The following is a 26,773-nucleotide window of genomic DNA, read 5'->3' on the forward strand; positions in this document are numbered from 1 at the left end:
AGGGGGCGCCCTGCCCACTCTCTCCGAGCGACTGCACGGCGTCGGGCTGTGGCCGTTCGGGACAAGATCAGAACGGGTTCCAGGTCGGGCGGCCGGTGAATTTCAGGTAGCCGATATTGATGCCGAGCCGGGCGCCGACGCCGGAGCGGATCGGCACCACGACGATGCCGCCGTCGGTCACCGCCGTCATGCCGAAGCCGCCGATGAAGTAGGCCGAGCCGTCGACGCCGCCGAAGCGGCGGTAGAGGTCGCGCACGGCGGGCAGGTTGTAGACGAGCATCATGGTGCGCGCGCCGTCGCCGCCGACATCGAAGCCGAGCGTCGGCCCCTGCCAGTAGATCCGGCGCTGCCCGGCATTGCGGGTATAGAGCGTGCCCTCGCCGAAGCGCAGGCCGCCGACGATGGCGCCGGACGCCTCCTGGCCGAGGATGTAGCCGTTGGGCTCGCCCCAGCGCCGGGTCGCCTCCTCGACGGTCAGCGCGAGGCCGCGGGACACGCTGCCGAAGAAGCGGTGCCCGTTCTCGACCACCTCGGCGGCGCGGAACGAGTCCGGGCGCACGCCGTCGTCCTGATAGGCCAGAGCGGGGGCGGCCCCGGCCAGGAGGCCGCCGGACAGCCCGGCCGAGAGGCCGAGCAGGGCGGCGCGGCGGGTCGTACCCCCCGTTCGGATGGGATCGTGCGGCATGTCGGTCTCCCTACCGGCTCCCTTGGCCCGCCCTGATGCCCGCCCAGGCTTGCCCGGCGCGCAGGCGCTTCCCTGAACGGAAGCGGCATCGGATCGAGGCACGCAGGGAGCGCGCAGTCTCAGGTCCGATCAAGTCAAGTTTGGGTTAACGGGCGGTTAAGCAAGGAGGTCATGCGGATGGCGGGAGACGCCCGATCCGGTCCCGTCGCGAATGCAATCTCGCCGATCCGTCGGAAGCCGAGGCATGGTCGAAAGTCTCGCCGAACATTCGACGGGCGAGGTGAACGTGCGAAAGCGGCGCGCGCCGAAGGGCACCGCGGATGAGCGCGAGGGCTTCCGGGAATCGGACTCGGCTCGCCTTCGACTTCCCCCGGACGGCCACGGCTGCTGGCAAGAGGGGGGGGGACTCGATGGCACCGGCAAGGAGCCAACCGGTACGACGTCACGCCTCCGAGATGCCGCGCGCGGCCTCAAACCGTCCCGTGAAACTCAGTCTATGGTGCGGGCTGCGGCCTTGCGCGGTGAGGCCGGCGAGGTGGGCGGCGGTGCCGTAGCCGGCATTGCGCTCCCAGGCATAGGCCGGGTGGCGCGGGGCGAGCCGACGCATGATCTCATCGCGAAACGTCTTGGCGACGATGGAGGCGGCGGCGATCTGCGGCACGAGGCGGTCGCCGCCGATCACCGCACGGCAGCTCTGCGCCAGGCCGGGAATCGGATCGCGCCCATCCACCAGCACGGTCGCGTCGAGCCCGAGGCCCGTGACGGCCCGGCGCATGGCGTCGAGGGTCGCCCCGCGCACGTTCACCCGGTCCACCAGCGCCCGCGAGCCCGCCGCGAGCGAGACCCGCGCATGCGCCCGGATCAGCGGGGTCAGCGCCTCGCGCACGGCACGGTCCAGGCGCTTGCTGTCGTCGAGCCGGGCCAGGATCTCCGGCGGGAAGGCGACGGGGTCGAACCACACGGCCGCCACCATCACCGGACCGCACAGGGCGCCGCGCCCGACCTCGTCGCAGCCGATCACCGCCGGATAGGTCGCGGCAAGCGCAGGATCGAACGGGCGCGGGGCTTTGACGGATTTCGGTCGAAGGGCCATGGCGCGGACCCTGGCATTCTCACGCTCCCCCGTCATCCCGGGGCAGGTAAGAGTGCCTCACAAAACTTCCGGTCTCCGATCGTTTTCGCCCTGGCGAGGACGGCGCGGCGGGCGTTTTGTGAGAGGCACTCAAACACCGCGGACAAGGGGCGGCCCGACCATGAATCCGGCGACATCCGGTCGATCCTCGCGGAATGCCGGCCTCGCTCAGCCGGGGCGCGGCAGCGGGGCGCTGCTCGGATGGCGGGCGGAGCGCTGAACCGATCCGAGCGCGTGGGCGGTCGCGATGTTGTCGTAGAACTGGTGCGCACTCTCGGCCCAGGTGTAGCGCATCGCCTCCGCGCGGCAGCGCTCCCGCGGGATCGCGAGCGCGGTGAGCGCCGCCGCGCGCAGATCCGCATCGAGGGCGCCCGCGCCGGTGCCGCCGATCACGTCGAGGGGGCCGGTCACGGGATAGGCCGCCACCGGCAGGCCGGAGGCGAGCGCTTCGAGCAGCACGATGCCGAAGGTGTCGGTCAGGCTCGGGAACACGAAGGCGTCGGCACGCGCGTAGACCCGCGCCAGCGCCTCGCCGGTGAGGGCGCCGAGGAAGTGCGCGTCCGGCGCCAGCGCCTGGAGCCGCGCCCGGTCCGGCCCGTCGCCGACCACGACCTTGGAGCCCGGCAGATCGAGGCTGAGAAAGGCGGCGAGGTTCTTCTCGACCGCGAGCCGGCCGACCGAGAGGAAGATCGGCCGCGGCAGATCGGGAAAGGGGTTCGCCCCGGCCTCACCGTCACGGGGGCGGAAGAGGTCGGTGTCGACGCCGCGCGTCCAGCGCATCAGGTGGGTGAAGCCGCGCCCCGCCAGCTCCCGTTCGAGGGAGGGCGTGCTGACCATGGTGCCGCTCGCCGCGGCGTGGAAGCGGCGCAGCCACGCATAGCTCCAGGCCTCCGGCACGGGCGCGCGGGCGGCGAGGTATTCGGGAAAGCGGGTGTGGTAGCTCGTGGTGAAGGCCTGTCCCCGCGACAGGCAGGCGGCGCGCACCGCGTGGCCGATCGGGCCTTCCGTGGCGATGTGCACATGGGTCGGCGCGAGCCGCTTCCAGCGCGACAGCACCCGGCCGCGGGTGACCAGCGAGAGCCGGATCTCGCGGTAGCCCGGCATCGGCAGGGAGGGGAAGTCGGCCGGCGTCAGCATCAGCGGCTCGACGCCGAGGCCGGCCGCGGCCTCGGCCATGCGCTCGACGGAGCGCACCACACCGTTGACCTGCGGGTGCCACGCATCGGTGGCGAGCAGCAGCCTCATGCGGGTCTCGTCTGTCCGTGAGGGGGCGGGGCGTCATCCCGAACGGCGGCCGCCGGCTTTCGGGAAAAGATGATGCAGAAACAAGAGCCTGAAGCGCCGTCCTGGATCCGATATCCAGGGCGGCGCTCTAGGCGACAGCGCGGCGGATCTCGGGCTCGAAGGACTCGGCCCCGCGGCGCTCGCGCAGCAGGGTCGGGTAGTGCAGCACCTCCATGCGGCCGTCGTAATGCTCGACGATGCCGGTGCAGGATTCCACCCAATCGCCGGTGTTGAGGTAGATCAGCCCCTCGACCTCGCGGTGGGCCGCATGGTGGATGTGGCCGCAGATCACCCCGTCCGCGCCCTGGCGCCGGGCTTCCGTAGCGAGGAAGGTCTCGAACTGCCCGATGAAGTTGACCGCGTTCTTCACCTTGAGCTTCGCCCAGGCCGAGAGCGACCAATAGGCGAGGCCGAGGCGGCGGCGCACCCGGTTGACCACGGTGTTGACGGTGAGCGCCGTGGTGTAGGCCCAGTCGCCTAGATGCGCGAGCCACTTGGAGTGGCGCACCACCATGTCGAACTGGTCGCCGTGGATGACGAGGTAGCGCTTGCCGTCGGCCGCGACGTGGACCCGGCTGTCGGCGATCTCGATGCCGCCGAAGGTCATGCCGATATAGTCGCGCAGGAACTCGTCGTGGTTGCCGGGCACGTAGACGACGTGAGCGCCTTTGCGCACCTTGCGCAGGAGCTTCTGCACCACATCGTTGTGGGCCTGCGGCCAGTACCAGCCGGAACGGAGCTGCCAGCCGTCCACGATGTCGCCCACGAGGTAGATCGTGTCGGCATCGACGTCGCGCAGGAAGTCGAGCAACAGGGCCGCCTGGCAGCCCTTGGTGCCGAGATGCAGATCGGACAAGAAGAGCGTCCGAACGCGGATGGTCGATTCCGAATCCTGTGACACTGGCGCCCTCGGCTCTTCACAACCGCACCGCGACGGGGGAGAGCCAAATCGCATTCCGATCTCAGTTTGATGACGGCGGGGTGCATCGTTCTGCCCCGCTTCCGCGCTTCGCGGTCTCCCCGGTTTCAGGCGCCGCGCCCACCCACGGCTCGCCGCAGACCCTCCCCGCGGCCGGTGCATGCAAAAATCTTTTTGTTTTTCGGTTCAGTTTTTTCCGTTTTCCATTCCCCGGCGGGGGAGGCATAACGGCAGCCAAGGTCATCCGCCGCGCGTGCCTCGTGCATGCGCAGCAGCACCCGACAGAGGTGTGGGAATGGCCGCGACGGATGGGAGCGCTGGACACTCAGCAGGAGCGCGCTTGAATGCGGCGCCGGGCTGACGTTATCGAGGGTTCGGTCCTTTGGAGGCGACCGGCGCGGCTGCACGCGCCGCGACGCGGACGGCACGACGGCCGCTTCGCCGCTCCGGGACGGTCAACGATCCGACATCGCAGTGGTACGGTCCCGGTCGGCGGAAGGCCTTTTGCGCGCGGCTTTGCGGTGGGACTGAACGACGTTTCGCGGCGGGCTTGCGCCCGCCATCAGGATCGGGCGGGATCGCGGCTGCGAAGGGCCGCTCTGCCCAGAACAATTCGATTGGAGGAAATTCTCATGGCGGCAACGAGACGTCCGGGACGCAACCACCTGTTCGTTCCCGGCCCGACCAACATCCCGGATCGGGTGATGCGCGCCATGATGGTGCAGTCCGAGGATCACCGCTCCGTCGATTTCCCGTCGCTGACGAAGCCGCTGTTCGAGGACACCAAGAAGGTGTTCGGCTCGACCGAAGGCACGATCTTCCTGTTCCCGGCCTCCGGCACGGGCATCTGGGAATCGGCGCTGAGCAACACGCTCGCCCGTGGCGACAAGGTGCTGGCCGCCCGCTTCGGCCAGTTCAGCCATCTCTGGATCGACATGGCCCAGCGCCTCGGCCTGGACGTGATCGTCCAGGAGGAGGAGTGGGGCACCGGCGCCAAGCCCGAGAAGATCGAGGAGGCCCTGCGCGCCGACAAGAACCATGAGATCAAGGCCGTCATGGTGGTCCATAACGAGACCGCGACCGGCGTGACCTCCAACATCGGCGCCGTGCGCAAGGCGATCGACGCCGCCGGCCACCCGGCGCTGCTGTTCGTCGACGGCGTGTCCTCCATCGGCTCGCTGCCCTTCAAGGCCGACGAGTGGAAGGTCGACTGCGCCATCGCCGGCTCCCAGAAGGGCCTGATGCTGCCCGCCGGCCTCGGCGTGATCTGCGTCAGCCAGAAGGCGCTCAAGGCCGCCGAGGGCCAGTCCGGCCGCAACGACCGGCTCGCCCGCGTCTACTTCGACTGGGAAGACCAGAAGAAGCAGAACCCGACCGGCTACTTCCCCTACACCCCGCCGCTGCCGCTGCTCTACGGCCTGCGCGAGGCGCTCGCCTGCCTGTTCGAAGAAGGTCTGGAGAACGTCTACCACCGCCACGCCGTGCTCGGTGAGGCGACCCGTCAGGCCGTCGCGGCCTGGGGCCTGAAGACCTGCGCCAAGTCGCCGGAATGGAACTCCGACACCGTCACCGCCATCCTGGCGCCCGAGGGTGTGGACGCGGCCAAGATCATCAAGCACGCCTATGTGCGCTACAACCTCGCACTCGGCGCCGGCCTGTCCCAGGTCGCGGGCAAGGTGTTCCGCATCGGCCATGTCGGCGACCTGAACGAGTTGTCCCTGCTCGGCGCCATCGCCGGTGCCGAGATGTCGCTCATCGACAACGGCGTGAACGTGACCCCCGGTTCGGGCGTTGCCGCCGCCTCCAGCTACCTGCGCGAGAATCCGCTCGCCAAGGCCTGATCTGAGCGCCTGATTTTTGGGGGCGACGCCGGTTCCAACGGCGCCGCTTCCGCTAGATGAGAAGGGCGCCCCGTGGAAACGTCCGGCTTGCCGGCGTTCCGCGGGAGACGCTTCGAGACAGGTGAGGAAACGAGGCCGGCGTCGGTGCCTCATGAAACGCCCGGTCACCGACCGTTCTCGCTCCGGCGACGACGGGACGGCAGGGGTTTTGTGAGAGACACGATTGCCCGCCGGTCGATCCGGAAGGGGCCCAGAATGACAAAGAAAGTCGTTTTCCTCGATCGCGAGTCGCTCGACGCGACCGTGCGCGCATTCAACTTTCCGCACGAGTACAAGGAATACGAGTCGACCTGGACGCCGGAGGAGATCGTCGAGCGCCTTCAGGGCGCCGAGATCGCGATGATCAACAAGGTGCCGATGCGCGCCGACACGCTGAAGCAGCTTCCCGACCTGAAGCTGATCGCGGTGGCCGCCACGGGTACGGACGTCGTCGACAAGGCCGCCGCGAAGGCGCAGGGCATCACGGTCGTCAACATCCGCAACTACGCCTTCAACACCGTGCCCGAGCACGTGGTGGGCCTGATGTTCGCGCTGCGCCGGGCGATCGTGCCCTACGCGAACTCCGTGCGCCGGGGGGATTGGAACAAGTCGAAGCAGTTCTGCTACTTCGATTATCCGATCTACGACATCGCCGGCTCCACGCTCGGCATCATCGGCTACGGCGCGCTCGGCAAGTCGATCGCCAAGCGCGCCGAGGCGCTCGGCATGAAGGTGCTGGCTTTCGACGTGTTCCCGCAGGACGGGCTCGTGGATCTCGAGACGATCCTGACCCAGTCCGACGTCATCACGCTCCACGTTCCGCTGACCCCCGACACCAAGAACATGATCGGGGCCGAGCAGCTCAAGAAGATGAAGCGGTCCGCGATCCTCATCAACACGGCCCGCGGCGGGCTGGTGGACGAGGCGGCCCTGCTCCAGGCGCTCAAGGACGGCACCATCGGCGGCGCCGGCTTCGACGTCGTGGCCCAGGAACCTCCGAAGGACGGCAACATCCTCTGCGACGCCGACCTGCCGAACCTGATCGTCACCCCGCACGTGGCCTGGGCGAGCAAGGAGGCGATGCAGATTCTCGCCGACCAGCTCGTAGACAACGTCGAGGCCTTCGTCGCGGGCAAGCCACAGAACGTCGTCGAGGCGTAGCCCCTACGGGTGTCCCACCTGAAAGCCTCATCTGAGGTACCGCAAAGCGGCCTCGAAGGATCCCCCGGGTCCCGCGCGCGCCCTGGAGCACCCTTCGAGGCTTGCTCTACGCTCCGGCACCCGAGGATGAGGACGAGGGTAGGGCATTCGAGTAAGCGAGATTTTCGGGCGTCGGGCCGCCGCAGCGCTCGGTGCCGAGCCATCTCTACGAAACGCGCCGTGCTCTCTCACCCGCGCGGTCCTCAAGCAGCCAGAGGCGAAATGACCAAAAAACTTCTCTTCCTGTTCGACACCGACGCGGTTCCGAGCGTGTTCGACACGGTCGTCGGCTACGATGGCGGGGCCGATCACATCACCGGCTACGGCAACGTGACGACGGACAATGTCGGCGCGCTCGTGGACGGCACGATCTACACCCGCGGCGGCTCGGAGAAGAAGTCGACCGCGATCTTCGTCGGCGGCGGCAACATGGCCGCGGGCGAGGCGGTGTTCGAGGCGGTGAAGAAGCGCTTCTTCGGCCCGTTCCGCGTCTCGACTATGCTCGACTCGAACGGCTCGAACACCACGGCCGCCGCAGGCGTCGCCCTCGTCGTCAAGGCGGCCGGCGGCTCGGTCCAGGGCAAGAAGGCGGTCGTGCTCGCCGGCACCGGCCCGGTCGGCATGCGCTCGGCGGCGCTGCTGGCCAAGGAAGGCGCCGAGGTGATCATCGCCGCCCGCCAGCAGGACCGGGCACAGGCGGCGGCGGACGCCGTCAACAAGCGCTTCGGCGTCAACGTGACGGCCGCCGCCACCCCGGACGAGGCCTCCCGCGTCGCCCTGGTGAAGGGCCAGAACCTGATCTTCTCGGCGGGTGCCATCGGTATCGAACTGCTGCCGGAATCCGGCTGGAAGGACGAGGCCTCGATCGAGATCGTCGCCGACTACAACGCCCAGCCCCCGCTCGGCTTCGGCGGCATCGACGCCATGGACAAGGCCAAGGAGCGCCACGGCAAGAAGAGCTTCGGCGCGCTCGGCATCGGCGGTCTGAAGCTCAAGCTGCACCGCGCCTGCATCGCCAAGCTGTTCGAATCGACCGAGGGCGTGTTCGACGCCGAGGAGATCTACGCGCTGGCCAAGGAAATGGCCTGACGCTCACGGCCTGAGAGGCGGCGCCGGCCTCCGTCGGCGCTGCCCACTGCAAGCAAGAACCGGACGGGGAGGGACCCATGGCCGCGAACGAGACGATCGAAACATTCCTCGACGGCCTGGCGAGCTCGGCCCCGACCCCCGGCGGCGGCGGTGCCGCCGCGATCTCCGGCGCCATGGGTGCGGCGCTGGTCTCGATGGTGTGCAACCTCACCATCGGCAAGAAGAAGTACGTCGAGGTCGAGGCCGACCTCAAGCAGGTGCTGGAGAAGTCGGAAGGCCTGCGCCGTACGCTCACCGGCATGATCGCCGACGACGTCGAGGCTTTCGACGCGGTGATGGGCGCCTACGGGCTGCCGAAGAACACCGACGAAGAGAAGTCCGCGCGTGCCCAAAAAATTCAGGAAGCGCTCAAGACCGCGACCGACGTGCCGCTCGCCTGCTGCCGCGTCTGCCGCGAAGTCATCGATCTGGCCGGGATCGTCGCCGAGAAGGGCAATCTCAACGTGATTTCGGACGCAGGCGTCGCCGTGCTCTCGGCCTATGCCGGCCTGCGCTCGGCGGCTCTCAACGTCTATGTCAACGCCAAGGGCCTGGACGACCGCGCCTTCGCCGAGGAGCGGCTCAAGGAACTGGAGGGCCTGCTGGCCGAGGCGGGCGCGCTCAACGAGCGGATCTACGAGGCCGTGAAGTCCAAGGTGAACTGAGCCGATCGCGCCTCCTGCCATCCTCGCGATCGAACGCGAGGCGGTTCAGGGGCGGGACGTTTCCGGACGGGGCTGAGCGCTCGATGGCGTCGGCTCGATGGGACAGCGTGCGGATGCCCGCCGTCCGACCCTGTGTCTCAGGAGCAGCGAAGCGGCCTCGAAGGATCCTCCAGGGATCGCGCGGCCGCCGCAGCACCCTTCGAGGCCGACGCTTCGCGCTGGCGCCTCAGGATGAGGAGGCGGATCGGACGAGCGTTGCTATGCTCCGTCCCCACCCGGGACGATTCGCAGTTTGGAAGCCCGCTAAGTCACTGACGGGCAAGCAAACTGAAGCACTACAAAAGAAAAAATTGAGAGCTGACCCGCTTCCCGAAAAGTAATTTTTCCGCGAAGGTCGGCCCAACAAGAACGACGGAAACGCGAAGGAGGTCTCGATGGACGTTCACGAGTACCAAGCCAAGGAGCTGCTCGCGAGCTTCGGGGTCGCCGTCCCGAAGGGCGCCGTGGCCTTCAGCCCGGATCAGGCGGTCTACGCGGCGACCGAGCTCGGCGGCTCGTTCTGGGCGGTGAAGGCGCAGATCCATGCCGGCGCCCGCGGCAAGGCGGGCGGGATCAAGCTCTGCCGGACCTATAACGAAGTGCGCGACGCCGCCCGCGACCTGCTGGGAAAACGTCTCGTGACGCTCCAGACCGGCCCCGAGGGCAAGCCGGTGCAGCGCGTCTACGTCGAGACCGCCGACCCGTTCGAGCGTGAACTCTATCTCGGCTACGTCCTCGATCGGAAGGCCGAGCGCGTGCGCGTCATCGCCTCCCAGCGCGGCGGCATGGATATCGAAGAGATCGCCGCCAAGGAGCCCGAGGCCCTGATCCAGGTCGTGGTCGAGCCGGCCGTCGGCCTGCAGCAATTCCAGGCCCGCGAGATCGCGTTCCAGCTCGGCCTCAACATCAAGCAGGTCTCGGCCGCGGTGAAGACCATCATGAACGCCTATCGGGCGTTCCGCGACTGCGATGGCACCATGCTGGAGATCAACCCGCTCGTCGTCACCAAGGACGACCGGGTGCTGGCACTCGACGCCAAGATGTCCTTCGACGACAATGCTCTGTTCCGCCGCCGCAACATCGCGGACATGCACGACCCGTCCCAGGGCGATCCCCGCGAGGCCCAGGCCGCCGAGCACAATCTCAGCTATATCGGGCTGGAGGGTGAGATCGGCTGCATCGTCAACGGCGCGGGCCTGGCCATGGCGACCATGGACATGATCAAGCACGCAGGCGGTGAGCCGGCGAACTTCCTGGATGTGGGCGGCGGTGCCAGCCCGGACCGCGTCGCCACGGCCTTCCGCCTCGTCCTCTCGGACCGCAACGTGAAGGCGATCCTCGTCAACATCTTCGCCGGCATCAATCGCTGCGACTGGGTCGCGGAGGGCGTGGTCAAGGCCGCGCGCGAGGTGAAGATCGACGTGCCGCTCATCGTACGGCTCGCCGGCACGAACGTCGATGAAGGCAAGAAGATCCTCGCCGAGAGCGGGCTCGACCTCATCACCGCCGACACCCTTACGGAAGCCGCGCGCAAGGCTGTCGAAGCCTGCCACGGCGCCAAGCACTGACGAACGGGGGAGGAATCACGCCATGAGCATTCTCATCGACGAGAAGACCCCGATCCTGGTCCAGGGTATTACGGGCGACAAGGGCACCTTCCACGCCAAGGAAATGATCGCCTACGGCTCCAACGTCGTCGGCGGCGTCACCCCGGGCAAGGGCGGCAAGACCCATTGCGGCGTGCCGGTGTTCAACACGGTCAAGGAGGCCGTGGAGGCGACCGGCGCCACCACCTCGATCACCTTCGTGGCGCCCCCCTTCGCGGCGGACGCGATCATGGAGGCGGCCGATGCCGGGCTCAAGCTCGTCTGCTCGATCACCGACGGCATCCCCGCTCAGGACATGATGCGGGTGAAACGCTATCTCCGGCGCTATCCGAAGGAGAAGCGCACCATGGTGGTCGGCCCGAACTGCGCGGGCATCATCTCGCCCGGCAAGTCGATGCTCGGCATCATGCCCGGCCACATCTACCTTCCGGGCAAGGTCGGCGTCATCTCGCGCTCGGGGACCCTGGGCTACGAGGCCGCCGCGCAGATGAAGGAACTCGGCATCGGCATCTCGACCTCGGTCGGCATCGGCGGCGACCCGATCAACGGCTCCTCCTTCCTCGACCACCTCGCCCTGTTCGAGCAGGATCCCGAGACGGAAGCCGTGCTGATGATCGGCGAGATCGGCGGGCCGCAGGAGGCCGAAGCCTCGGCCTGGATCAAGGAGAACTTCTCCAAGCCCGTGATCGGCTTCGTGGCGGGCCTCACCGCCCCCAAGGGCCGCCGCATGGGGCATGCCGGAGCGATCATCTCGGCGACTGGCGACAGCGCCGCAGAGAAGGCCGAGATCATGCGCTCCTACGGCCTGACCGTGGCGCCCGATCCGGGCTCCTTCGGCAGCACCGTGGCCGACGTGCTCGCCCGCGCGGCGTGAGGCACTCTCCGTCGGCGGCGCTTCTCCTATCCGACGCCTCACCCTGAGGTGCCGCGACGCGGCCTCGAAGGGTCCTCCAGATCGCGTGCGATTCCTGGAAGATCCTTCGAGGCTTCCGCTCCGCTCCAGCACCTCAGGATGAGGGTGAGGGTTGGGGCAAACGCGCACGAGGTGTCCATTCCGGCCTGCGGAGAGGAAGCGCCCCGACGATCGAATCCATCTGCCCGCCCGAAGGCATCAGCCTGCGGAACTCCGAAAAGAGAACCTCGCCAGGGGGGATCCCATGACCAAGACGCTGCACGCCCGGCCGTCAGCCGCGACCGACACGACCTTCGCGCCGCCGGTCATCACCGGTACAGCCACCGAGGACGCCCTCGACATCCTGTTCCACGCCCTGCTCGACGTGGCCCGCCGCCACGAGCCCGAGCTGGAGGACGTGCTGCATGGCCGCGCCGACATCTCCTCCTTCACGCCGGAGATGCTGGCGCGCGCGCTTCAGGTGCAGGGCATCTGGTTCCAGCTCGTCTCGATCGCGGAGCAGAACGCGGCCATGCGCCGCCGCCGCCACGTCGAGCGCGACCAGGGCCGCGAGGCGCTGAACGGCTCCTTCGCCAAGGTTCTGGCCGAGGCCTCCGCCCGGGGCATCGGCCCGCAGCGGATCCACGCGCTGCTCAAGGACTTGCGCATCCGCCCGACCATCACCGCGCATCCCACCGAGGGCAAGCGCGTGACGGTGCTGGAGAAGCTGCGCCGGATCTACCTCGTGCTGCGCGAGCTGGAACTGCCGCGCTGGACCGAGCGCGAGCGCAACGGCCTGATGAACGAGCTGCGCGACCAGATCGAGCTGATCTGGATGACGGGTGAGCTGCATCTGGAGAAGGCCACCGTCGAGCGCGAGGTCGCCTGGGGCCTGCACTTCTTCGACGAGACCCTGTTCGAGATGCTGCCCGAGATGCTGCTCTCGCTCGAAGAGAGCCTCGCGCAGTACTATCCCGACGAGACCTTCGAGGTGCCGCCGTTCTTCCAGTTCGGAAGCTGGATCGGCGGCGACCGCGACGGCAACCCCTACGTCACGGCGAGCGTGACCCGCGAGACGCTCCAGCGCAACGCGCTGGCATCGCTCCGTCGCTACCGCGACGGCATCACCCATCTCGGCCGGGTGCTCTCGATCACCGAGCGCTCGCTGCCGGTGCCCGAGACCTTCCGCAGCGAACTCGCGCACATGCTGGCCGAGTCCGGCGAGGCGCGGGCCATCGCCAACCGCAATCCCGGCGAGGCCTACCGCCAGTTCCTCTCCTGCGTGCTGCGCAAGCTCGAAGCGACGATCGCCCGCAACAAGGGCGCCCGCTCGGTCGGGCCGGATTATCCGAGCGCGGACGGGCTCATCAACGATTTGCGCACCCTCGAGAAGGGGCTGGCCGACGCCAAGTGCGGCGCGCTCGCCACCGACATCGTGCGGCCCGTGCGGCGGATGGTCGAGATCTTCCGCTTCTCCACCGTACGGCTCGATCTGCGCGAGAACTCGACCCGCACCACCAAGACGCTGCACGCGTTGTGGAAGCTGCGCAACGGCGACCGCGAGCCGCCGGCGCTGGATTCGCCCGCCTGGAAGGAGTGGCTGCTCACCGAGCTGGCCCGGCCGCGCACGCCCGAAACCGCGTTCGAGGATTTCGCCGACCGTCTGCCCGACGACGCGCGCGAGACGCTCGCCACCTTCGCGCTGGTCGGCGAGATGCGCGATACCCTCGACCGCGAGGCCTTCGGCGCCTTCATCCTGTCGATGACGCGCTCCACCGTCGACGTGCTCGGCGCCTACCTGCTGGCCAAGGAGGCCGGCATCTTCCTCGACGCGACCGGCACCGAGATCTGCCCGCTGCCGATCGTACCGCTGTTCGAGACCATCGACGACCTGCGCGCCGCCCCGGCGATCATGAAGGAGCTGCTCGGCATCCCCGTGGTGCGCCGCTCCACCCGCTGGCAGGGCGGGGTTCAGGAAGTGATGATCGGCTACTCCGACTCCAACAAGGACGGCGGCTTCATCGCTTCGAACTGGGAGCTCTACAAGGCGCAGGTGCGGCTGACCGTGCTCGGCAACCATCTCGGCGTGCCGATCGCCTTCTTCCACGGCCGCGGCGGTTCGGTGAGCCGCGGCGGCGTGCCGACCCATCGCGGCATCGCCGCCCAACCGCCGGGCTCGATCCAGGGCCGCTTCCGCATCACCGAGCAGGGCGAGGTCGTCTCGTTCAAATACGCCAACCGCGGCACCGCCGCCTATCAGATGGAGCTGCTGGCGGCCTCGGTGTTCGAGCACGCCCTGCTCTCGGAGGGCAACGGCAACGGCTCGCGCGCCGAGTTCGACGACGCCCTGGAAGCGCTCTCGGGCGCCTCGCGGGCGGCCTACGTCAACCTCCTCCAGGCCGAGGGCCTCGTCGATTACTTCCAGGCGGCGAGCCCGCTCGACGAGATCTCGCTGCTCAATATCGGCTCGCGCCCGGCCCGGCGCTTCGGCGCCAAGTCGCTCTCGGATCTGCGCGCGATCCCCTGGGTGTTCGCGTGGTCGCAGAACCGGCACGTCATCACCGGCTGGTACGGCGTCGGCTCGGGCCTGAAGAGCTTCATCGACGTGCGCGGAGAGGCGGGCGAAGCCCTGCTGAAGCGCCTGTTCCGGGATTGCCGGGTGTTCCGCCTCGTCCTCGACGAGGTCGAGAAGACGCTGCTGATGGTCGATCTCGAGATCGCCCGCGACTATGCCGGCCTCGTCGAGGACGAGGCCGTCCGCGCGCGCATCTTCGGCATGATCGAGGCGGAATACGCGCTGACGCGGGAAATGGTCCTGCGGGTGTCGGGCGACAGTGAACTCGCCCAGCGCTTCCCGCAATTCAGCGAACGCCTGCGCGGGCGGCTGCCGACCATCAATCAGGTCAGCCGCGAGCAGGTCGAGCTCCTGCGCCGCTACCGCAGCGAGACCGACGAGGACAAGCGCGAGGCGGTGAAGTCCGCGCTGCTGCTGTCGATCAACTGCATCGCCGTCGGCTTCGGCGCGACTGGATAATGCATACAATCTCGGCGACGTGTTCCGGGCCCGGCTGGACGGCCGGCCCGGGCGCGCGAGATAGAACATCGTCCCGAAAGGTGGCCGCCGGCTTTCGGAAAAGGACGATGCTTTTCAAGTGCGGCACGTGTCTCCCACGCGTGACTACGCGCACGACAAGACGGTCTCACAGAACGGAGGATTCCCGATGAGCTTCACCCTGATTCAGCAGGCCACCCCGCGCCTGCACCGCTCGGAACTCGCGGTTCCCGGCTCCAACCCGACCTTCATGGAGAAGTCGGCCGCCTCGAAGGCCGATGTGATCTTCCTCGACCTCGAGGACGCGGTCGCGCCCGACGACAAGGAGCAGGCCCGCAAGAACATCATCCAGGCCCTCAACGACCTGGATTGGGGCAACAAGACCATGATGATCCGCATCAACGGTCTCGACACCCACTACATGTACCGGGACGTGGTCGACATCGTCGAGGCCTGCCCGCGCCTCGACATGATCCTGATCCCCAAGGTCGGCGTGCCGGCCGACGTCTACGCCATCGACGTGCTGACGACGCAGATCGAGCAGGCCAAGAAGCGCGAGAAGAAGATCGGCTTCGAGGTGCTGATCGAGACCGCGCTCGGCATGGCCAATGTCGAGGCGATCGCGACCTCCTCCAAGCGCCTTGAGGCGATGTCCTTCGGTGTCGCCGACTACGCCGCCTCCACCCGCGCCCGCTCCACCGTGATCGGCGGCGTCAACGCCGATTACTCGGTGCTCACCGACAAGGACGAGGCCGGCAACCGCCAGACCCACTGGCAGGATCCGTGGCTGTTCGCCCAGAACCGGATGCTGGTCGCCTGCCGCGCCTACGGCCTGCGCCCGATCGACGGTCCCTTCGGCGACTTCTCCGATCCGGACGGCTACACCTCGGCCGCCCGCCGCTGCGCCGCGCTCGGCTTCGAGGGCAAGTGGGCGATCCACCCCTCGCAGATCGATCTCGCCAACGAGGTGTTCACCCCCTCCGAGGCCGAGGTCACCAAGGCCCGCCGCATTCTGGAGGCCATGGAAGAGGCCGCCAAGGCCGGCCGCGGCGCCGTCTCGCTCGACGGCCGCCTCATCGACATCGCCTCGATCCGCATGGCCGAGGCGCTGATCCAGAAGGCCGACGCGATGGGCGGGAAGTGATCTCTTTCCACCGGTAGAACGAAGGATGGCCGGGTTCGCCCGGCCATTTTCTTTTGGCCCATCGCCCGGAGCCGGCCATCGCTGTCGCGTGGCGGCGGCTCGTCCGATGGAGAGAGCCGGATCAGCGCCCCGCCGGCATCACGCCGCCCGCACGGCCGCGACCGCTTCGATCTCGATCATTGCCGCCGGATCGTAGAGCGCCTTCACCTCCGCGATCGTGTCGGCGGGGTAGGGAGCCGAAAAGAACCGGCGGCGCAGTTCGACCACATCCGGGAAGTGACCCATGTCGGTCACGAAGATCGTCACCTTGACGACGTCCTTCAGGCTCGATCCGCCGGCCTCCAGGGCGCGGCGCAGGTTGGCGAAGGCCTGTTCGCCCTGGGCCCGGAAACCGCCCGCGACGATCCGGCCATCGTCGCCCGCGCCTGCCTGGCCGGAGATGAAGAGCAGGTTGCCGTAGCGGATGCCCTGCGAGAGCAGGAAGGGCGCGTAGTTGTCGGGCTCGGTGATCACTTGTTCCAGCATCGTCCTGCTCCTTCCTGGGGTCGGATGGCGTTCGGTCCGCCGCCCGCGGGCTCGCGTTTCAGAGTGCCTCACAAAACTCCCGGTCTCTGACCGTTCTCGTTCTGGCGATGACAGCGCAGCGGGCGTTTTGTGAGAGACACTCAGGCGGCCAGCTCACTCGGCTTGATGTTGGCGATCGGCCCGAGGAGGGCGGGATCGAACGCAGCCACGTTCCGCGCGGTGCGGATGCGGTCGGGGAAATCCGGATTGGCGAGCGCGCCCTTGCCGAGCGCCACAAGGTCGGCCCCGGCTTCAAAAGTCTCCCGCGCCCTCGCCAGGTCGTGGAGGCCGCCATTCGCGATCAGGCGCATCTTCGGCGCGTATCGCCGCGCGAGGCCGACGAGGCTGTCGGAGACGCCCTCGAAGGCGGGCGCCCAGGCTTCGTGCTCGGTGACGTGGATGGCGTCGGCCCCCGCATCCGCGAGCGCGCCGAAGATGACCTCGGCGTCCCGTTCGCCCCCGGCCCATTTGTGGGCGAAGTCGTTGACCTTGCCCTGCGAGATCCGAACGCCGACCGGCACCCGCCCGCCGACCTTCGCCCGCACGGCGCCGAACACCGCCAGCAGGAACGCGACGCGCCGGGACGCATCGCCGCCCCAGCGATCCGTCCGCCGGTTGCTGTGATCGGTCATGAACTGGTCGATGAGGTAGCCGTTCGCGCCGTGGATCTCGATGCCGTCGAAGCCGGCCTCGCCGACGGCCCGGCCGGCCGCATCGGCGAAACCTTGCACGGCGTCGGCGATGGCCTCCTCGGTCATGGCGCGCGGCGTCGGATAGGGACCTTGCCCGTAATAGAACGCCATCTGCTGGCCCCGGGGCTGAACCGCCGAGGGGCCGAGGGTGCCGTCGCGGAAGCGGTTGCCCTGGCTGATCGCGCCCGCATGCATCAGCTGCGCGACGATGCGCGCTCCGTGACGGTGGGCAGCCTCCACGATCGGGCGCCACGCGTGCGCCTGCGCCGCGTCGGTGAGGCCGGGCTGATGCTGGTAGCCCTGGGCGAAGGCCCGGTCGGTGTAGAGGCCTTCGGTAATCAGGAGGCCGAAGCCGCCGCGGGCGAAGCGCTCGTAGTAGCGCGCCATCTCCGCCGTCGCGCTCCCGTCCTCGGTCGCGCTCACCCGGGTCATCGGCGCGACCGCGAAGCGATTGCGCAGCGCGACGCCGTTTATATCGATAGGCGTGAAGAAGGGATCGTGGCTCGTGCTCATTGCGGTCTCCGCCTCGACGCTCTCCTGTCCGTCCGGAAGATTTCCGTACGAGGGAGCGGCCGGCGTATTGCGCCGGTGTCTATCCCGAGGTAGCGGCCGCCGCCGATACGCGGTAGCGCGGCTGGACGATAAGGATCTTATCGCCCCATGATATGACGATGGATCTGTCCGACGTCGCCCTGTTCTGCTCGATCGTCACGACCGGCAGCCTGTCGGCCGCCGGGCGGCTGTCGGGACACTCGCCGATGGCGGTCAGCCGCCGCCTCGCCGGGTTGGAAGCGGAACTCGGAGTCCGCCTCCTGCATCGCACGACCCGAGCGGTCGCCCTGACCACGGACGGCGAGACCTTCCTCCCCTTCGCGAGAGCGATGCTCGAAGCGCGGGAGGCCGCGGCGGCGGCGTTCGTCGAGCGCCACGAAGGCTTGAGCGGCGTCCTGCGCGTCACGGCGCCCAACCGGATCGGGCGGGCGCTCGTCGTGCCGCTTGCCGTTCGTCTGATGGCCGAGAACCCGCTGCTGCAGGTGGACCTGACCTTCAGCGACAGCATCGTGGACATCGTCGCCTCGGGGATCGACGTCGCGTTGCGCGTGGCCACCCTGCAGACATCGGATCTCGTCGCCGTCCGGTTGGCCGACAACCCGCGCATTCTCTGCGCCGCCCCGAGCTACCTGGCCGCTCGCGGAAGCCCGCAGAGGCTCGCGGAGATCGATGACCACGCCTGCCTGACGCTGCATGCGATGGATGCGTGGCCGTTCCGCCGAGACGGGCGGCCCTTCACCAAACGAGTCGGCGGTCGCCTGGCGGCCAACAGCGTCGACGCCGTGCGCGAAGCCTGCCTCGCCGGGGCCGGCCTCGCCCTGCTGACCTATTGGGACGTGGCTCAGGACCTTGCCGACGGCACCCTGGTCGCACTGAACCTGACCGACACCGAGCCCGAACTGCTGGCGATCTGGGCCGTCCTCCCGACGCGGCAGCACCTTCCGGCACGGGTGCGCTACTTCCTCGATGCGCTGAAGGCGGAGTTGGGCGCGGCCCCGGCTGTCTCCAGCGAGGGGGCCTAGCCGGACGCCCAGCGAAAGCGAGGAACGCCGCGTGCCACCGTCGCCATTCGCCGATGCGCCGCTACTTCCATCGCCGGGCCTCGGCCCGCTCGATGTTCTCACCCCGGAGTGGTGCGCATGACCGCGTTCGATGCCGACCTGCGGAGCCTCGCGGCTCAGACGACCCTCTCACGGCGCACCGTGATCGCCACGAGTCTCGCCACGGGCTTCGCGCTCGCCGCGCAGCCCGTCGCGGCCCAGACCACGATCACCACGGACACGAACGGCCTGATCGCCGGCGAGGTGAAGATTCCGACGCAGGACGGCGAGATCCCGGCCTACCGGGCCATGACCGCCGAGGGCGGTCCCTTTCCGACGATCCTGGTCGTGCAGGAAATCTTCGGCGTCCACGAGCACATCAAGGATGTGTGCCGCCGGCTGGCCAAGCTCGGCTACTTCGCCCTGGCGCCGGAACTCTATGCCCGCCAGGGCGACGTCTCGGCGCTGACCAACATTCAGCAGATCGTGAGCGAGGTCGTCTCAAAGGTACCCGACGCGCAGGTCATGAGCGACCTCGATGCGGCGGTCGCCTTCGCCAAGGGCACGGGCAAGGCCGACACGGCCCGCCTCGGGATCACCGGCTTCTGCTGGGGCGGGCGCATCACCTGGCTCTACGCCGCGCACAATCCGGGCGTGAAAGCGGGCGTCGCCTGGTACGGGCGGCTCGTGGGCGACAGCTCGGCGCTGACGCCGAAGCATCCGGTCGATGTCGCCGCCGACCTCAAGGCACCGGTGCTCGGCCTCTACGGCGGGGCCGATCAGGGCATTCCGGTCGCCACGATCGACCGGATGAAGGAGGCCTGCCGGGCCGCCGGCAAGACCTGCGATTTCGTCGTTTATCCCGAGGCGCCGCACGCCTTCCATGCCGACTATCGTCCGAGCTACCGCGCGGAGCCGGCACAGGACGGCTGGAAGCGGCTGCAGGACTGGTTCCGGCAGTACGGCGTCGCCTGAACCCGGCTCACTTGTCGTACTTGATGTAGGCGAAGCGCTGATCGGTCGGCGTCCCTTCGAGGGCGCCGCCCTCCGCGCCCGGCTGCCAGCCCACGACCTCCTCGATCTTCTTTGCCAGCGAAAAATCCTTCTCGGTGATGCCCTTGGCGGCGTGGTTCATCAGCCGGACCTCGACCCAGGCGTAGGAGGCGGTGATGTCGGGGTGGTGCCACGCGGCCTCGGCCAGATGGCCCACCGTATTGATGACCATCAGCGTGCTCTTCCACGAGGCGGTCTTGTAGGTGCGCCGGATCCAGCCCTCCTCCAGCCGCCAATGCGGCAGATCTTCCTTCAGCCGCCGCTCGACCGTCGCGTCGTCGAGGACGTCTTCGCGTGCTTGCGTCATCGTCTCACTCCCATCCGATACGGTGAAAACCTGCGCCGGGACGGGCGGCGGCGCAAGCCGGGATCGGTGGGAGCTTGACCCTTGAGCGGCGGCGGCCCGCATGTCGCAGCGGAAACGCTGGGACCGGCTGTGGACGGGGCGGAGGCGAGTCCCTATTAAAAAATTCAACAGAAACCTTCCGCCTCCGCCGGGGACGGAACGGCCTGACCGATAATTCATGAGGACGCCCATGCTGTCACGGCGCGGAATGCTCGCGACGGCGGCTCTGTCGCTGGCCGTGACGCTGCCGACGGGGCGCCGCGCGCAGGCGGCGGGCGAGACGTTCCGGCTCGGCGTGCTGCCTTTCGGCACCGCCGCCTGGGAGGCTGCCGTCATCAAGGCGCGCGGCTTTGATGCGGCCAACGGCTTCACCCTCGATATCGTCAAGCTTGCCGGCAACGACGCCGCCCGCATCGCCTTTCTCGGCGGTCAGGTCGATGCCATCGTCGGCGACCTGATCTTCGCCGCCCGCCTCGGCAACGAGGGGCGGGGGGTGCGTTTCTCGCCCTACTCGACCACGGAAGGGGCACTGATGGTGCCCGCGGGAAGTCCGATCACGGATCTGAAGGGGCTTTCGGGCAAGCGGCTCGGCGTGGCGGGCGGTGCGCTCGACAAGAACTGGATCCTGCTGAGGGCACAGGGCCGCGAGACGGCGGGGCTCGACCTCGAGAACGTCGCGCAGATCGCCTACGGCGCGCCGCCGCTGCTGGCGCAGAAGCTGGAGACCGGCGAGCTCGACGCGGCTCTGCTCTACTGGCAGTTCTGCGCCCGCCTCGAAGCCAAGGGCTTCAGGCGGCTGATCTCGGCGGACGACGTCATGCGGGCTTTTGGCGCCAAAGGCGCCGTCTCGCTGATCGGCTATCTCTACGAGGGCCACACCGTGGCCGACCGCGGCGAGGTGGTGCGAGGCTTCGCCCGCGCCTCGGCCGCCGCCAAGGACGCGCTCGCGAACGAGCCGGCCCTGTGGGAGACGGTCCGCCCGCTGATGGCGGCGGAGGACGACGCCACCTTCGCCACGCTCAAGCGCGATTTCCTCGCCGGCATCCCGCGCCGGACCATCGCCGCCGAGCGCGCCGATGGCGAGCGCATCTATGCGGCGCTGGACCGGCTCGCGGGTGCGCAGCTCCTCGGCGTGGGCAAGAGCCTGCCGCCGGACCTCTATCTCGACGCCTCGGGCAATGGCTGACGACGGCACGATGACGGTTCCGGTCCGCTGACCTTCCGCATGGCCCTGCTCGCGCGCCTCCTCTCCCTCGCCGTCCTTCTCGTCCTCTGGCAGGGCATCTCCGCCTATGCCGATACGCGGACCCTGCCGGCGCCGAGCGCGGTGTTCGCGTTCATCCTGCGCGAGGCGCAGAGCGGCAGCCTGTTCTTCAATGTCGGCGTCACGCTCGCCCGGGTCGCGGTCTCCTTCGTGATCGCCATGAGCCTCGGCGTGCTGCTCGGCATCGCCCTCGGCCGCTCGCGCCTTGCCGACCGGCTGCTCGATACGCCGCTTCTCGTCGTCCTCAACACGCCGGCCCTCGTCATCACGGTGCTGGCCTATGTCTGGCTCGGGCTGACCGAGACCGCGGCCATCGTCGCGGTGGCGCTCAACAAGCTGCCCAATGTCGCGGTGATCATGCGCGAGGGCGCCCGCGGCCTCGATCCGGGGCTGGAGGAGATGGCGACGACCTATCGCTTCGACCGGCGGACCTGGATCGCCCATGTGCTGCTGCCGCAGCTCCAGCCCTTCATGGTAGCGGCGGCGCGCTCCGGCATCTCGCTCGCCTGGAAGATCGTGCTGGTGGTGGAACTATTGGGCCGTCCCAACGGGGTCGGCTTTGCCATCAACTACTACTTCACGCTCTTCGACGTCACCGCGGTGATCGGCTACAGCCTCGTCTTCATGAGCGTGATGCTCGCCCTCGACTCCCTCCTCCTCCAGCCCCTCGACGCCCATGTCCGCCGCTGGCGCTGAACCCGGCGCCGAGACCGCGCCGCTGCTGACGGTGCGCGTGGACCGCAAGGTCTACCGCAAGCGTGGCCGCAAGGCGCGCACCGAGGCCGTCGAAGCGGTGCGTGGCCTCGCCTTCGAACTCCATGCCGGCGAGATCACCTGTCTGATCGGTCCTTCGGGCGCGGGCAAGACCACGACACTGCGCATCCTCCTCGGCCTCGACCGCGACTTCGAGGGCAGCGTGACGCCCGAGCCCTCCCAGGCCGGTATCGCGATGGTGTTTCAGGATCCGCGCCTGCTGCCCTGGCGCACCATCGAGCAGAACGTGCGGCTCGGCCTGCCGCGCGAGCGCCGGGCGCGCGACCTCGACGGCCTGTTCGCGTCGCTCGGGCTCGCAGCATGGCGCGCACACTATCCCGGCGCGCTGTCGCTCGGGATGCAGCGCCGGGTGGCGCTGGCACGGGCGCTGGCGCTGGAGCCGCGCATCCTCGTTCTCGACGAGCCCTTCGTCTCCCTGGACGACGCGGCCGCCGCATCCCTGCGGGCGCTGGTGGTCGAAGCGGTGGCCGGCTCCGGTACGAGCGCGTTGATGGTGACGCACAACGTCGCCGAGGCCATCGAGATCGCCGACCGTCTGCTGTTGGTCTCGCCCCGCCCCGCCCGGCTGCTGGCGAGCCTGCCCCTCGACCGGCCGCGCGGCGAGCGGGACCGGCCTTGGGCCGACGCGACCCGCCGGGGTCTCGCCACCCGCTTTCCCGGCATCGTCGCTCAGTAGAATCACGCCCGAGAGAATCGCGCGCTGCTCAAGCCGCAGGCGCGTCGAAGGCTCATCGGAGGCTATCGCAGCCCCTCTGCGGTGTCCCATTGGGGATGGCGGCCGTTCCTTAAGGATAAACGGAGCGGTTCATTGCAAAAATTTCCCGCCCCGCACGAGGAGGATCGGGCAGCCCTCGGCCCCGTTGACGCGTCGTGCGACGGGCCGGACTGTTTGCAGTGCGGCATCGCGAACGCGCATGCCCGGCGCCGAAGGCAGGAATTAAAGTGCTATGGACGCATGGACGATGGGAAAATTTGGTCATCCCATGCGGTTGGCGCATTCGTATCCATGGTAGAGGGGCGGAGGTCGTCAAAACAAACTTGAGAAGTGTGCGCCGCCCATCAAATTGTGCAATGCAATAAGCTGAATTTAGCGGGCAACTTTCCTGATAAAGGCCGGCGTGACTGCGACATTCGACGCGCGAAAGCGAGTTGACGGCGCCCGAAATTTTCTTAGAGTTCGTTCAAGCTTCGGTTTCGGGGAGCCGCTGAGGGATGCGGGCCCAGCCGGGTAAGTCGCCGGGAAGTATGGAATAATCCTAATTCCTGTGCGGCAGGCGCGAGCTGCCGGAGCGAATATCATCCCTGTCGCAAACAGCAGGTCAATCAACGGTGGGTAGCGGGCTGCTATCCAGCGGCGGATAAGACTTGTCGGAGGAATCCATGAGAGCGGTACATCTCCTCGCACTCGGTGCGGGTCTCGCGGCTGCAAGCCCGGCCCTTGCCAATGAAAGCGTCATGAAGGGCGTCGCCAACCCGGCGGAGCAGGTGCTCCAGACGGTCGATTACGCCAATACCCGCTATTCCAAGCTCGACCAGATCAACGCCAGCAACGTCAAGAACCTCCAGGTCGCCTGGACCTTCTCGACCGGCGTGCTGCGCGGCCACGAGGGCTCTCCGCTCGTCGTCGGCAACATCATGTACGTCCACACCCCCTTCCCGAACATCGTCTACGCGCTGGACCTCGACCAGGGCGCCAAGATCGTGTGGAAGTACGAGCCCAAGCAGGATCCGTCCGTGATCCCGGTCATGTGCTGTGACACGGTCAACCGTGGTCTGGCCTATGCCGACGGCGCGATCCTCCTGCACCAGGCCGACACCACCCTCGTCTCGCTCGACGCCAAGTCCGGCAAGGTGAACTGGTCGGTCAAGAACGGCGACCCGTCCAAGGGTGAGACCAACACCGCCACCGTTCTCCCGGTGAAGGACAAGGTCATCGTCGGCATCTCCGGCGGCGAGTTCGGCGTGCAGTGCCACGTCACCGCCTACGACCTGAAGTCCGGCAAGAAGGTGTGGCGCGGCTACTCGATCGGCCCGGACGATCAGCTCCTCGTCGACCCCGAGAAGACCACCTCGCTCGGCAAGCCGATCGGCAAGGACTCCTCGCTGAAGACCTGGGAAGGCGATCAGTGGAAGACCGGCGGCGGCTGCACCTGGGGCTGGTTCTCCTACGATCCCAAGCTCGACCTGATGTACTACGGCTCGGGCAACCCCTCCACTTGGAACCCCAAGCAGCGTCCGGGCGACAACAAGTGGTCGATGACCATTTGGGCGCGTAACCCCGACACCGGCATGGCCAAGTGGGTCTACCAGATGACCCCCCACGACGAGTGGGACTTCGACGGCATCAACGAGATGATCCTCACGGATCAGAAGTTCGACGGCAAGGACCGTCCGCTGCTGACGCACTTCGATCGTAACGGCTTCGGCTACACGCTCGACCGCGCCACCGGTGAGGTGCTCGTCGCTGAGAAGTTCGATCCGGTCGTGAACTGGGCCACCAAGGTCGACCTGGACAAGGGTTCCAAGACCTACGGCCGCCCGCTGGTCGTGTCGAAGTACTCGACCGAGCAGAACGGTGAAGACGTGAACTCGAAGGGCATCTGCCCGGCGGCTCTCGGCACCAAGGACCAGCAGCCGGCGGCCTTCTCGCCCAAGACCGGCCTGTTCTACGTGCCCACCAACCACGTCTGCATGGACTACGAGCCGTTCCGGGTGACCTACACCCCGGGCCAGCCCTACGTCGGCGCGACCCTCTCCATGTACCCGGCTCCGGGCTCGCATGGCGGCATGGGCAACTTCATCGCCTGGGACAACCTCCAGGGTAAGATCAAGTGGTCCAACCCCGAGCAGTTCTCGGCTTGGGGCGGCGCGCTCGCCACTGCCGGTGACGTGGTGTTCTACGGCACGCTCGAAGGCTTCCTGAAGGCCGTCGACTCGAAGACGGGTAAGGAACTGTACAAGTTCAAGACCCCGTCGGGCATCATCGGCAACGTGATGACCTACGAGCACAAGGGTAAGCAGCACGTCGCCGTGCTCTCGGGCGTCGGCGGCTGGGCCGGCATCGGCCTCGCGGCCGGCCTGACCGACCCGAACGCCGGTCTCGGCGCGGTGGGTGGCTATGCGGCCCTGTCGAGCTACACCAACCTCGGTGGCCAGCTCACGGTCTTCTCGCTGCCGAACAACTAAGTCGCTTGCGACATAGAGCCTGAAGGATGCCGGCGCGGGAAATCGCGCCGGCATCTTTATGATTTTATGATTATGCTGTAGGGCCTGCTTGGTAGCCGCACGACTACGTTGCGGTGCAACATGATGGTCTCGGGAGAAACGTCGTTGTCTTCGATGAAAAGAACCGCTCTTCTTGGTCTCGTCGGTGCAGCCTTGCTCGGAGCGGTTCCCGCCGCCACCGTTGCCTTCGCCCAGGATGCCAAGCCCGAACTCGCCAACAAGCTCGATCCGAACGCCAAAGAGATCGACGAGCCGGTGCTCAAGGCCGCCGCCGCGGCGAAGGAAGAGGACGGCAAGTACTTCGATAAGGACGGTCACCCGACCTTCCGCATCACCAACGACGGCAAGAAGGTCGATTGGTTCACCTATTCCGGCTATCGCCGCTATCACGCCGAGTGCCACGTCTGCCACGGCCCGGACGGCATGGGCTCGACCTACGCGCCCGCTCTCAAGGACTCGCTGAAGCGCCTCTCCTACGAGGAGTTCTACGGCATCCTCGCCGGCGGCAAGCAGGAGGTCAGCAACACCGCCAACCAGGTGATGCCCGCCTTCGGCGACAACAAGAACGTGATGTGCTACGCCAACGACCTCTACGTGTACCTGCGCGCCCGCGCCGCCGGTGCCTGGGGCCGGGCCCGTCCGGGCGAGAAGGAAGACAAGCCTGAAAGCGCCAAGACCGTCGAGAAGGAGTGCCTGGGCGGCTGATGACCCGCTCAAGCGCACCCGTTTCGGTCGCGGTCGCCGCGCTCCTGCTCTCGGCAGGGGCGCGGCCCGGTCATGCGCAGCACCTGCCCGATCTGGTCACGCAGGATGTCCTGCGTGTCTGCAGCGATCCCGGCAATATGCCGTTCTCCGAGCGCAAGGGTGGCGGTTTCGAGAATAAGATCGCGCAGATCGTCGCTGACGAGCTGAAGGTCAAGCTGCGCTATTACTGGCTGACCCAGGGGCCCGGATTCGTCCGCAATACCCTCGGCACCGGTCTGTGCGACCTGATCATCGGCACGTCGGGCGGCGACATCGTCCAGGCGACCAACCCGTATTACCGCTCGGCCTACGTTCTGGTCGCGCGCAAGGGCGCGTTGTCGGACCTCAAGCGCCTCGACGACCCGCGGCTGAAGGACAAGCAGATCGGCATCATCGCCGGGACGCCGCCCTCCAACCGCCTGAGCGAGCTGAAACTCGTCGGCGAGCGGATCCATGCCTACGCGCCCTACGCCTTCGGGGCCGAGCGCAAGCATCAGACGGTCGCGGCGGAAGTGATCGCGGATCTCGCCGAGAAGAAGATCGACGTGGCGATCCTCTGGGGGCCGGCTGCGGGCTGGCTGGCCAAGCAGAGCGGCGTGCCGATGGATGTCGTGCCGCTGCTCCACGAGCCGGGACGGCCGCCGCTGACCTTCCGTGTCTCCATGGGCGTCCGCCACAACGAGAACGACTGGAAGCGCAGCCTCAACGCCGTGCTGCGCAAGCGCAAGGCCGACATTGAGGCGGTGTTGCGGGAATACGAGGTGCCGCTGCTGGCGGAGGAGGACAACAAGCCTCTCGATGCCGCGGACGAGTGATGCCGGATCAGAAGACGCGGGAGAGCGCGCCTTCTTTCGACAAACCGGCCACGGCTTTTTCGGAATGCGCTCTGAAA

The 26,773-nt window shown here is 67.9% G+C and carries 23 protein-coding genes; 16 read left to right on the forward strand and 7 right to left on the reverse strand.

Annotated elements, in window-relative coordinates:
* Nucleotides 1-67: 67 nt before the first annotated feature.
* From Y590_RS08205 to Y590_RS08220, 4 genes are all read right to left on the reverse strand, one after another.
* Nucleotides 68-685 (reverse strand): DUF1134 domain-containing protein, encoded by a 618-nt coding sequence (locus tag Y590_RS08205; RefSeq protein ID WP_060769419.1) that lies wholly within the window; start codon nt 683-685, stop codon nt 68-70.
* Between the two features lie 442 nt (nt 686-1,127).
* Nucleotides 1,128-1,778 (reverse strand): ribonuclease HII, encoded by a 651-nt coding sequence (gene rnhB, locus Y590_RS08210; RefSeq protein ID WP_060769420.1) that lies wholly within the window; start codon nt 1,776-1,778, stop codon nt 1,128-1,130.
* A 207-nt stretch (nt 1,779-1,985) separates the two neighbouring features.
* The gene (locus Y590_RS08215) at nt 1,986-3,062 is read right to left on the reverse strand and encodes a glycosyltransferase family 4 protein (protein WP_060769421.1); all 1,077 of its coding nucleotides are present in this window, start codon (nt 3,060-3,062) and stop codon (nt 1,986-1,988) included.
* A gap of 127 nt (nt 3,063-3,189) precedes the next feature.
* Nucleotides 3,190-4,002: a UDP-2,3-diacylglucosamine diphosphatase gene (locus Y590_RS08220; RefSeq protein ID WP_060769422.1), complete on the reverse strand. Its 813-nt coding sequence runs from the start codon at nt 4,000-4,002 to the stop codon at nt 3,190-3,192.
* A 650-nt stretch (nt 4,003-4,652) separates the two neighbouring features.
* Here Y590_RS08220 and Y590_RS08225 point away from each other — a divergent pair.
* From Y590_RS08225 to Y590_RS08260, 8 genes are all read left to right on the forward strand, one after another.
* The gene (locus Y590_RS08225) at nt 4,653-5,861 is read left to right on the forward strand and encodes an aminotransferase class V-fold PLP-dependent enzyme (RefSeq protein WP_060769423.1); all 1,209 of its coding nucleotides are present in this window, start codon (nt 4,653-4,655) and stop codon (nt 5,859-5,861) included.
* Nucleotides 5,862-6,116: 255 nt separating this feature from the next.
* The gene (locus Y590_RS08230; RefSeq protein ID WP_060769424.1) at nt 6,117-7,061 is read left to right on the forward strand and encodes a D-2-hydroxyacid dehydrogenase; all 945 of its coding nucleotides are present in this window, start codon (nt 6,117-6,119) and stop codon (nt 7,059-7,061) included.
* Nucleotides 7,062-7,322: 261 nt separating this feature from the next.
* A complete protein-coding gene (locus Y590_RS08235) occupies nt 7,323-8,189 on the forward strand; it encodes an NADP-dependent methylenetetrahydromethanopterin/methylenetetrahydrofolate dehydrogenase (protein WP_060769425.1) in 867 nt (288 codons plus the stop codon).
* Between the two features lie 77 nt (nt 8,190-8,266).
* Nucleotides 8,267-8,893 (forward strand): methenyltetrahydrofolate cyclohydrolase, encoded by a 627-nt coding sequence (gene fchA, locus Y590_RS08240; protein WP_060769426.1) that lies wholly within the window; start codon nt 8,267-8,269, stop codon nt 8,891-8,893.
* A 434-nt stretch (nt 8,894-9,327) separates the two neighbouring features.
* Nucleotides 9,328-10,500 (forward strand): malate--CoA ligase subunit beta, encoded by a 1,173-nt coding sequence (locus Y590_RS08245; protein WP_003597633.1) that lies wholly within the window; start codon nt 9,328-9,330, stop codon nt 10,498-10,500.
* A gap of 22 nt (nt 10,501-10,522) precedes the next feature.
* The gene (gene sucD / locus Y590_RS08250) at nt 10,523-11,413 is read left to right on the forward strand and encodes a succinate--CoA ligase subunit alpha (protein WP_003597632.1); all 891 of its coding nucleotides are present in this window, start codon (nt 10,523-10,525) and stop codon (nt 11,411-11,413) included.
* Between the two features lie 283 nt (nt 11,414-11,696).
* Nucleotides 11,697-14,465, forward strand: coding sequence for a phosphoenolpyruvate carboxylase (locus Y590_RS08255; protein ID WP_060769427.1), 2,769 nt, complete (start codon nt 11,697-11,699; stop codon nt 14,463-14,465).
* A gap of 187 nt (nt 14,466-14,652) precedes the next feature.
* Nucleotides 14,653-15,627, forward strand: coding sequence for an HpcH/HpaI aldolase/citrate lyase family protein (locus tag Y590_RS08260; RefSeq protein ID WP_003597628.1), 975 nt, complete (start codon nt 14,653-14,655; stop codon nt 15,625-15,627).
* Between the two features lie 138 nt (nt 15,628-15,765).
* Here Y590_RS08260 and Y590_RS08265 read toward each other — a convergent pair whose 3' ends face one another.
* Together Y590_RS08265 and Y590_RS08270 are read right to left on the reverse strand one after the other, a co-directional pair.
* On the reverse strand, nt 15,766-16,152 hold the full coding sequence (locus tag Y590_RS08265) for a RidA family protein (RefSeq protein WP_060769428.1): 387 nt from the start codon (nt 16,150-16,152) through the stop codon (nt 15,766-15,768).
* Between the two features lie 140 nt (nt 16,153-16,292).
* A complete protein-coding gene (locus tag Y590_RS08270; RefSeq protein WP_060769429.1) occupies nt 16,293-17,396 on the reverse strand; it encodes an oxidoreductase in 1,104 nt (367 codons plus the stop codon).
* A 158-nt stretch (nt 17,397-17,554) separates the two neighbouring features.
* Here Y590_RS08270 and Y590_RS08275 point away from each other — a divergent pair, with 158 nt between their 5' ends.
* Together Y590_RS08275 and Y590_RS08280 are read left to right on the forward strand one after the other, a co-directional pair.
* Nucleotides 17,555-18,457 carry a LysR family transcriptional regulator gene (locus Y590_RS08275; RefSeq protein WP_286161873.1) on the forward strand — a complete coding sequence of 301 codons (903 nt, stop codon included), beginning with the start codon at nt 17,555-17,557 and terminating at the stop codon, nt 18,455-18,457.
* Between the two features lie 117 nt (nt 18,458-18,574).
* On the forward strand, nt 18,575-19,450 hold the full coding sequence (locus Y590_RS08280; RefSeq protein WP_060769431.1) for a dienelactone hydrolase family protein: 876 nt from the start codon (nt 18,575-18,577) through the stop codon (nt 19,448-19,450).
* A gap of 7 nt (nt 19,451-19,457) precedes the next feature.
* On the opposite strand, the gene Y590_RS08285 is transcribed toward Y590_RS08280, so the two are convergent.
* Nucleotides 19,458-19,835 (reverse strand): 4a-hydroxytetrahydrobiopterin dehydratase, encoded by a 378-nt coding sequence (locus Y590_RS08285; protein WP_060769432.1) that lies wholly within the window; start codon nt 19,833-19,835, stop codon nt 19,458-19,460.
* A 229-nt stretch (nt 19,836-20,064) separates the two neighbouring features.
* Between Y590_RS08285 and Y590_RS08290 the strand changes: the two genes are divergently transcribed.
* The 6 genes from Y590_RS08290 to xoxJ all read left to right on the forward strand — a co-directional run bounded on the left by Y590_RS08290 (nt 20,065) and on the right by xoxJ (nt 26,696).
* On the forward strand, nt 20,065-21,060 hold the full coding sequence (locus tag Y590_RS08290) for an ABC transporter substrate-binding protein (protein WP_060769433.1): 996 nt from the start codon (nt 20,065-20,067) through the stop codon (nt 21,058-21,060).
* A 39-nt stretch (nt 21,061-21,099) separates the two neighbouring features.
* Nucleotides 21,100-21,834 (forward strand): ABC transporter permease, encoded by a 735-nt coding sequence (locus tag Y590_RS08295; RefSeq protein ID WP_060769434.1) that lies wholly within the window; start codon nt 21,100-21,102, stop codon nt 21,832-21,834.
* Nucleotides 21,815-22,588, forward strand: coding sequence for an ABC transporter ATP-binding protein (locus Y590_RS08300; RefSeq protein ID WP_060769435.1), 774 nt, complete (start codon nt 21,815-21,817; stop codon nt 22,586-22,588). Before Y590_RS08295 ends, Y590_RS08300 begins: the two co-directional genes overlap by 20 nt.
* A gap of 704 nt (nt 22,589-23,292) precedes the next feature.
* Entirely contained in the window at nt 23,293-25,098 is a 1,806-nt protein-coding gene (gene xoxF1 / locus Y590_RS08305) for a lanthanide-dependent methanol dehydrogenase XoxF1 (protein WP_060772211.1), read from the forward strand.
* A 192-nt stretch (nt 25,099-25,290) separates the two neighbouring features.
* Nucleotides 25,291-25,842 (forward strand): methanol metabolism c-type cytochrome XoxG, encoded by a 552-nt coding sequence (gene xoxG / locus Y590_RS08310; RefSeq protein ID WP_193763176.1) that lies wholly within the window; start codon nt 25,291-25,293, stop codon nt 25,840-25,842.
* Entirely contained in the window at nt 25,842-26,696 is an 855-nt protein-coding gene (gene xoxJ / locus Y590_RS08315) for a rare earth element methanol dehydrogenase accessory protein XoxJ (RefSeq protein WP_060769437.1), read from the forward strand. The genes xoxG and xoxJ overlap by 1 nt, the downstream gene beginning before the upstream one ends.
* The last annotated feature ends 77 nt before the right edge of the window (nt 26,697-26,773 follow it).

The organism is Methylobacterium sp. AMS5, from assembly GCF_001542815.1.
Taxonomy (GTDB): Bacteria; Pseudomonadota; Alphaproteobacteria; order Rhizobiales; family Beijerinckiaceae; genus Methylobacterium.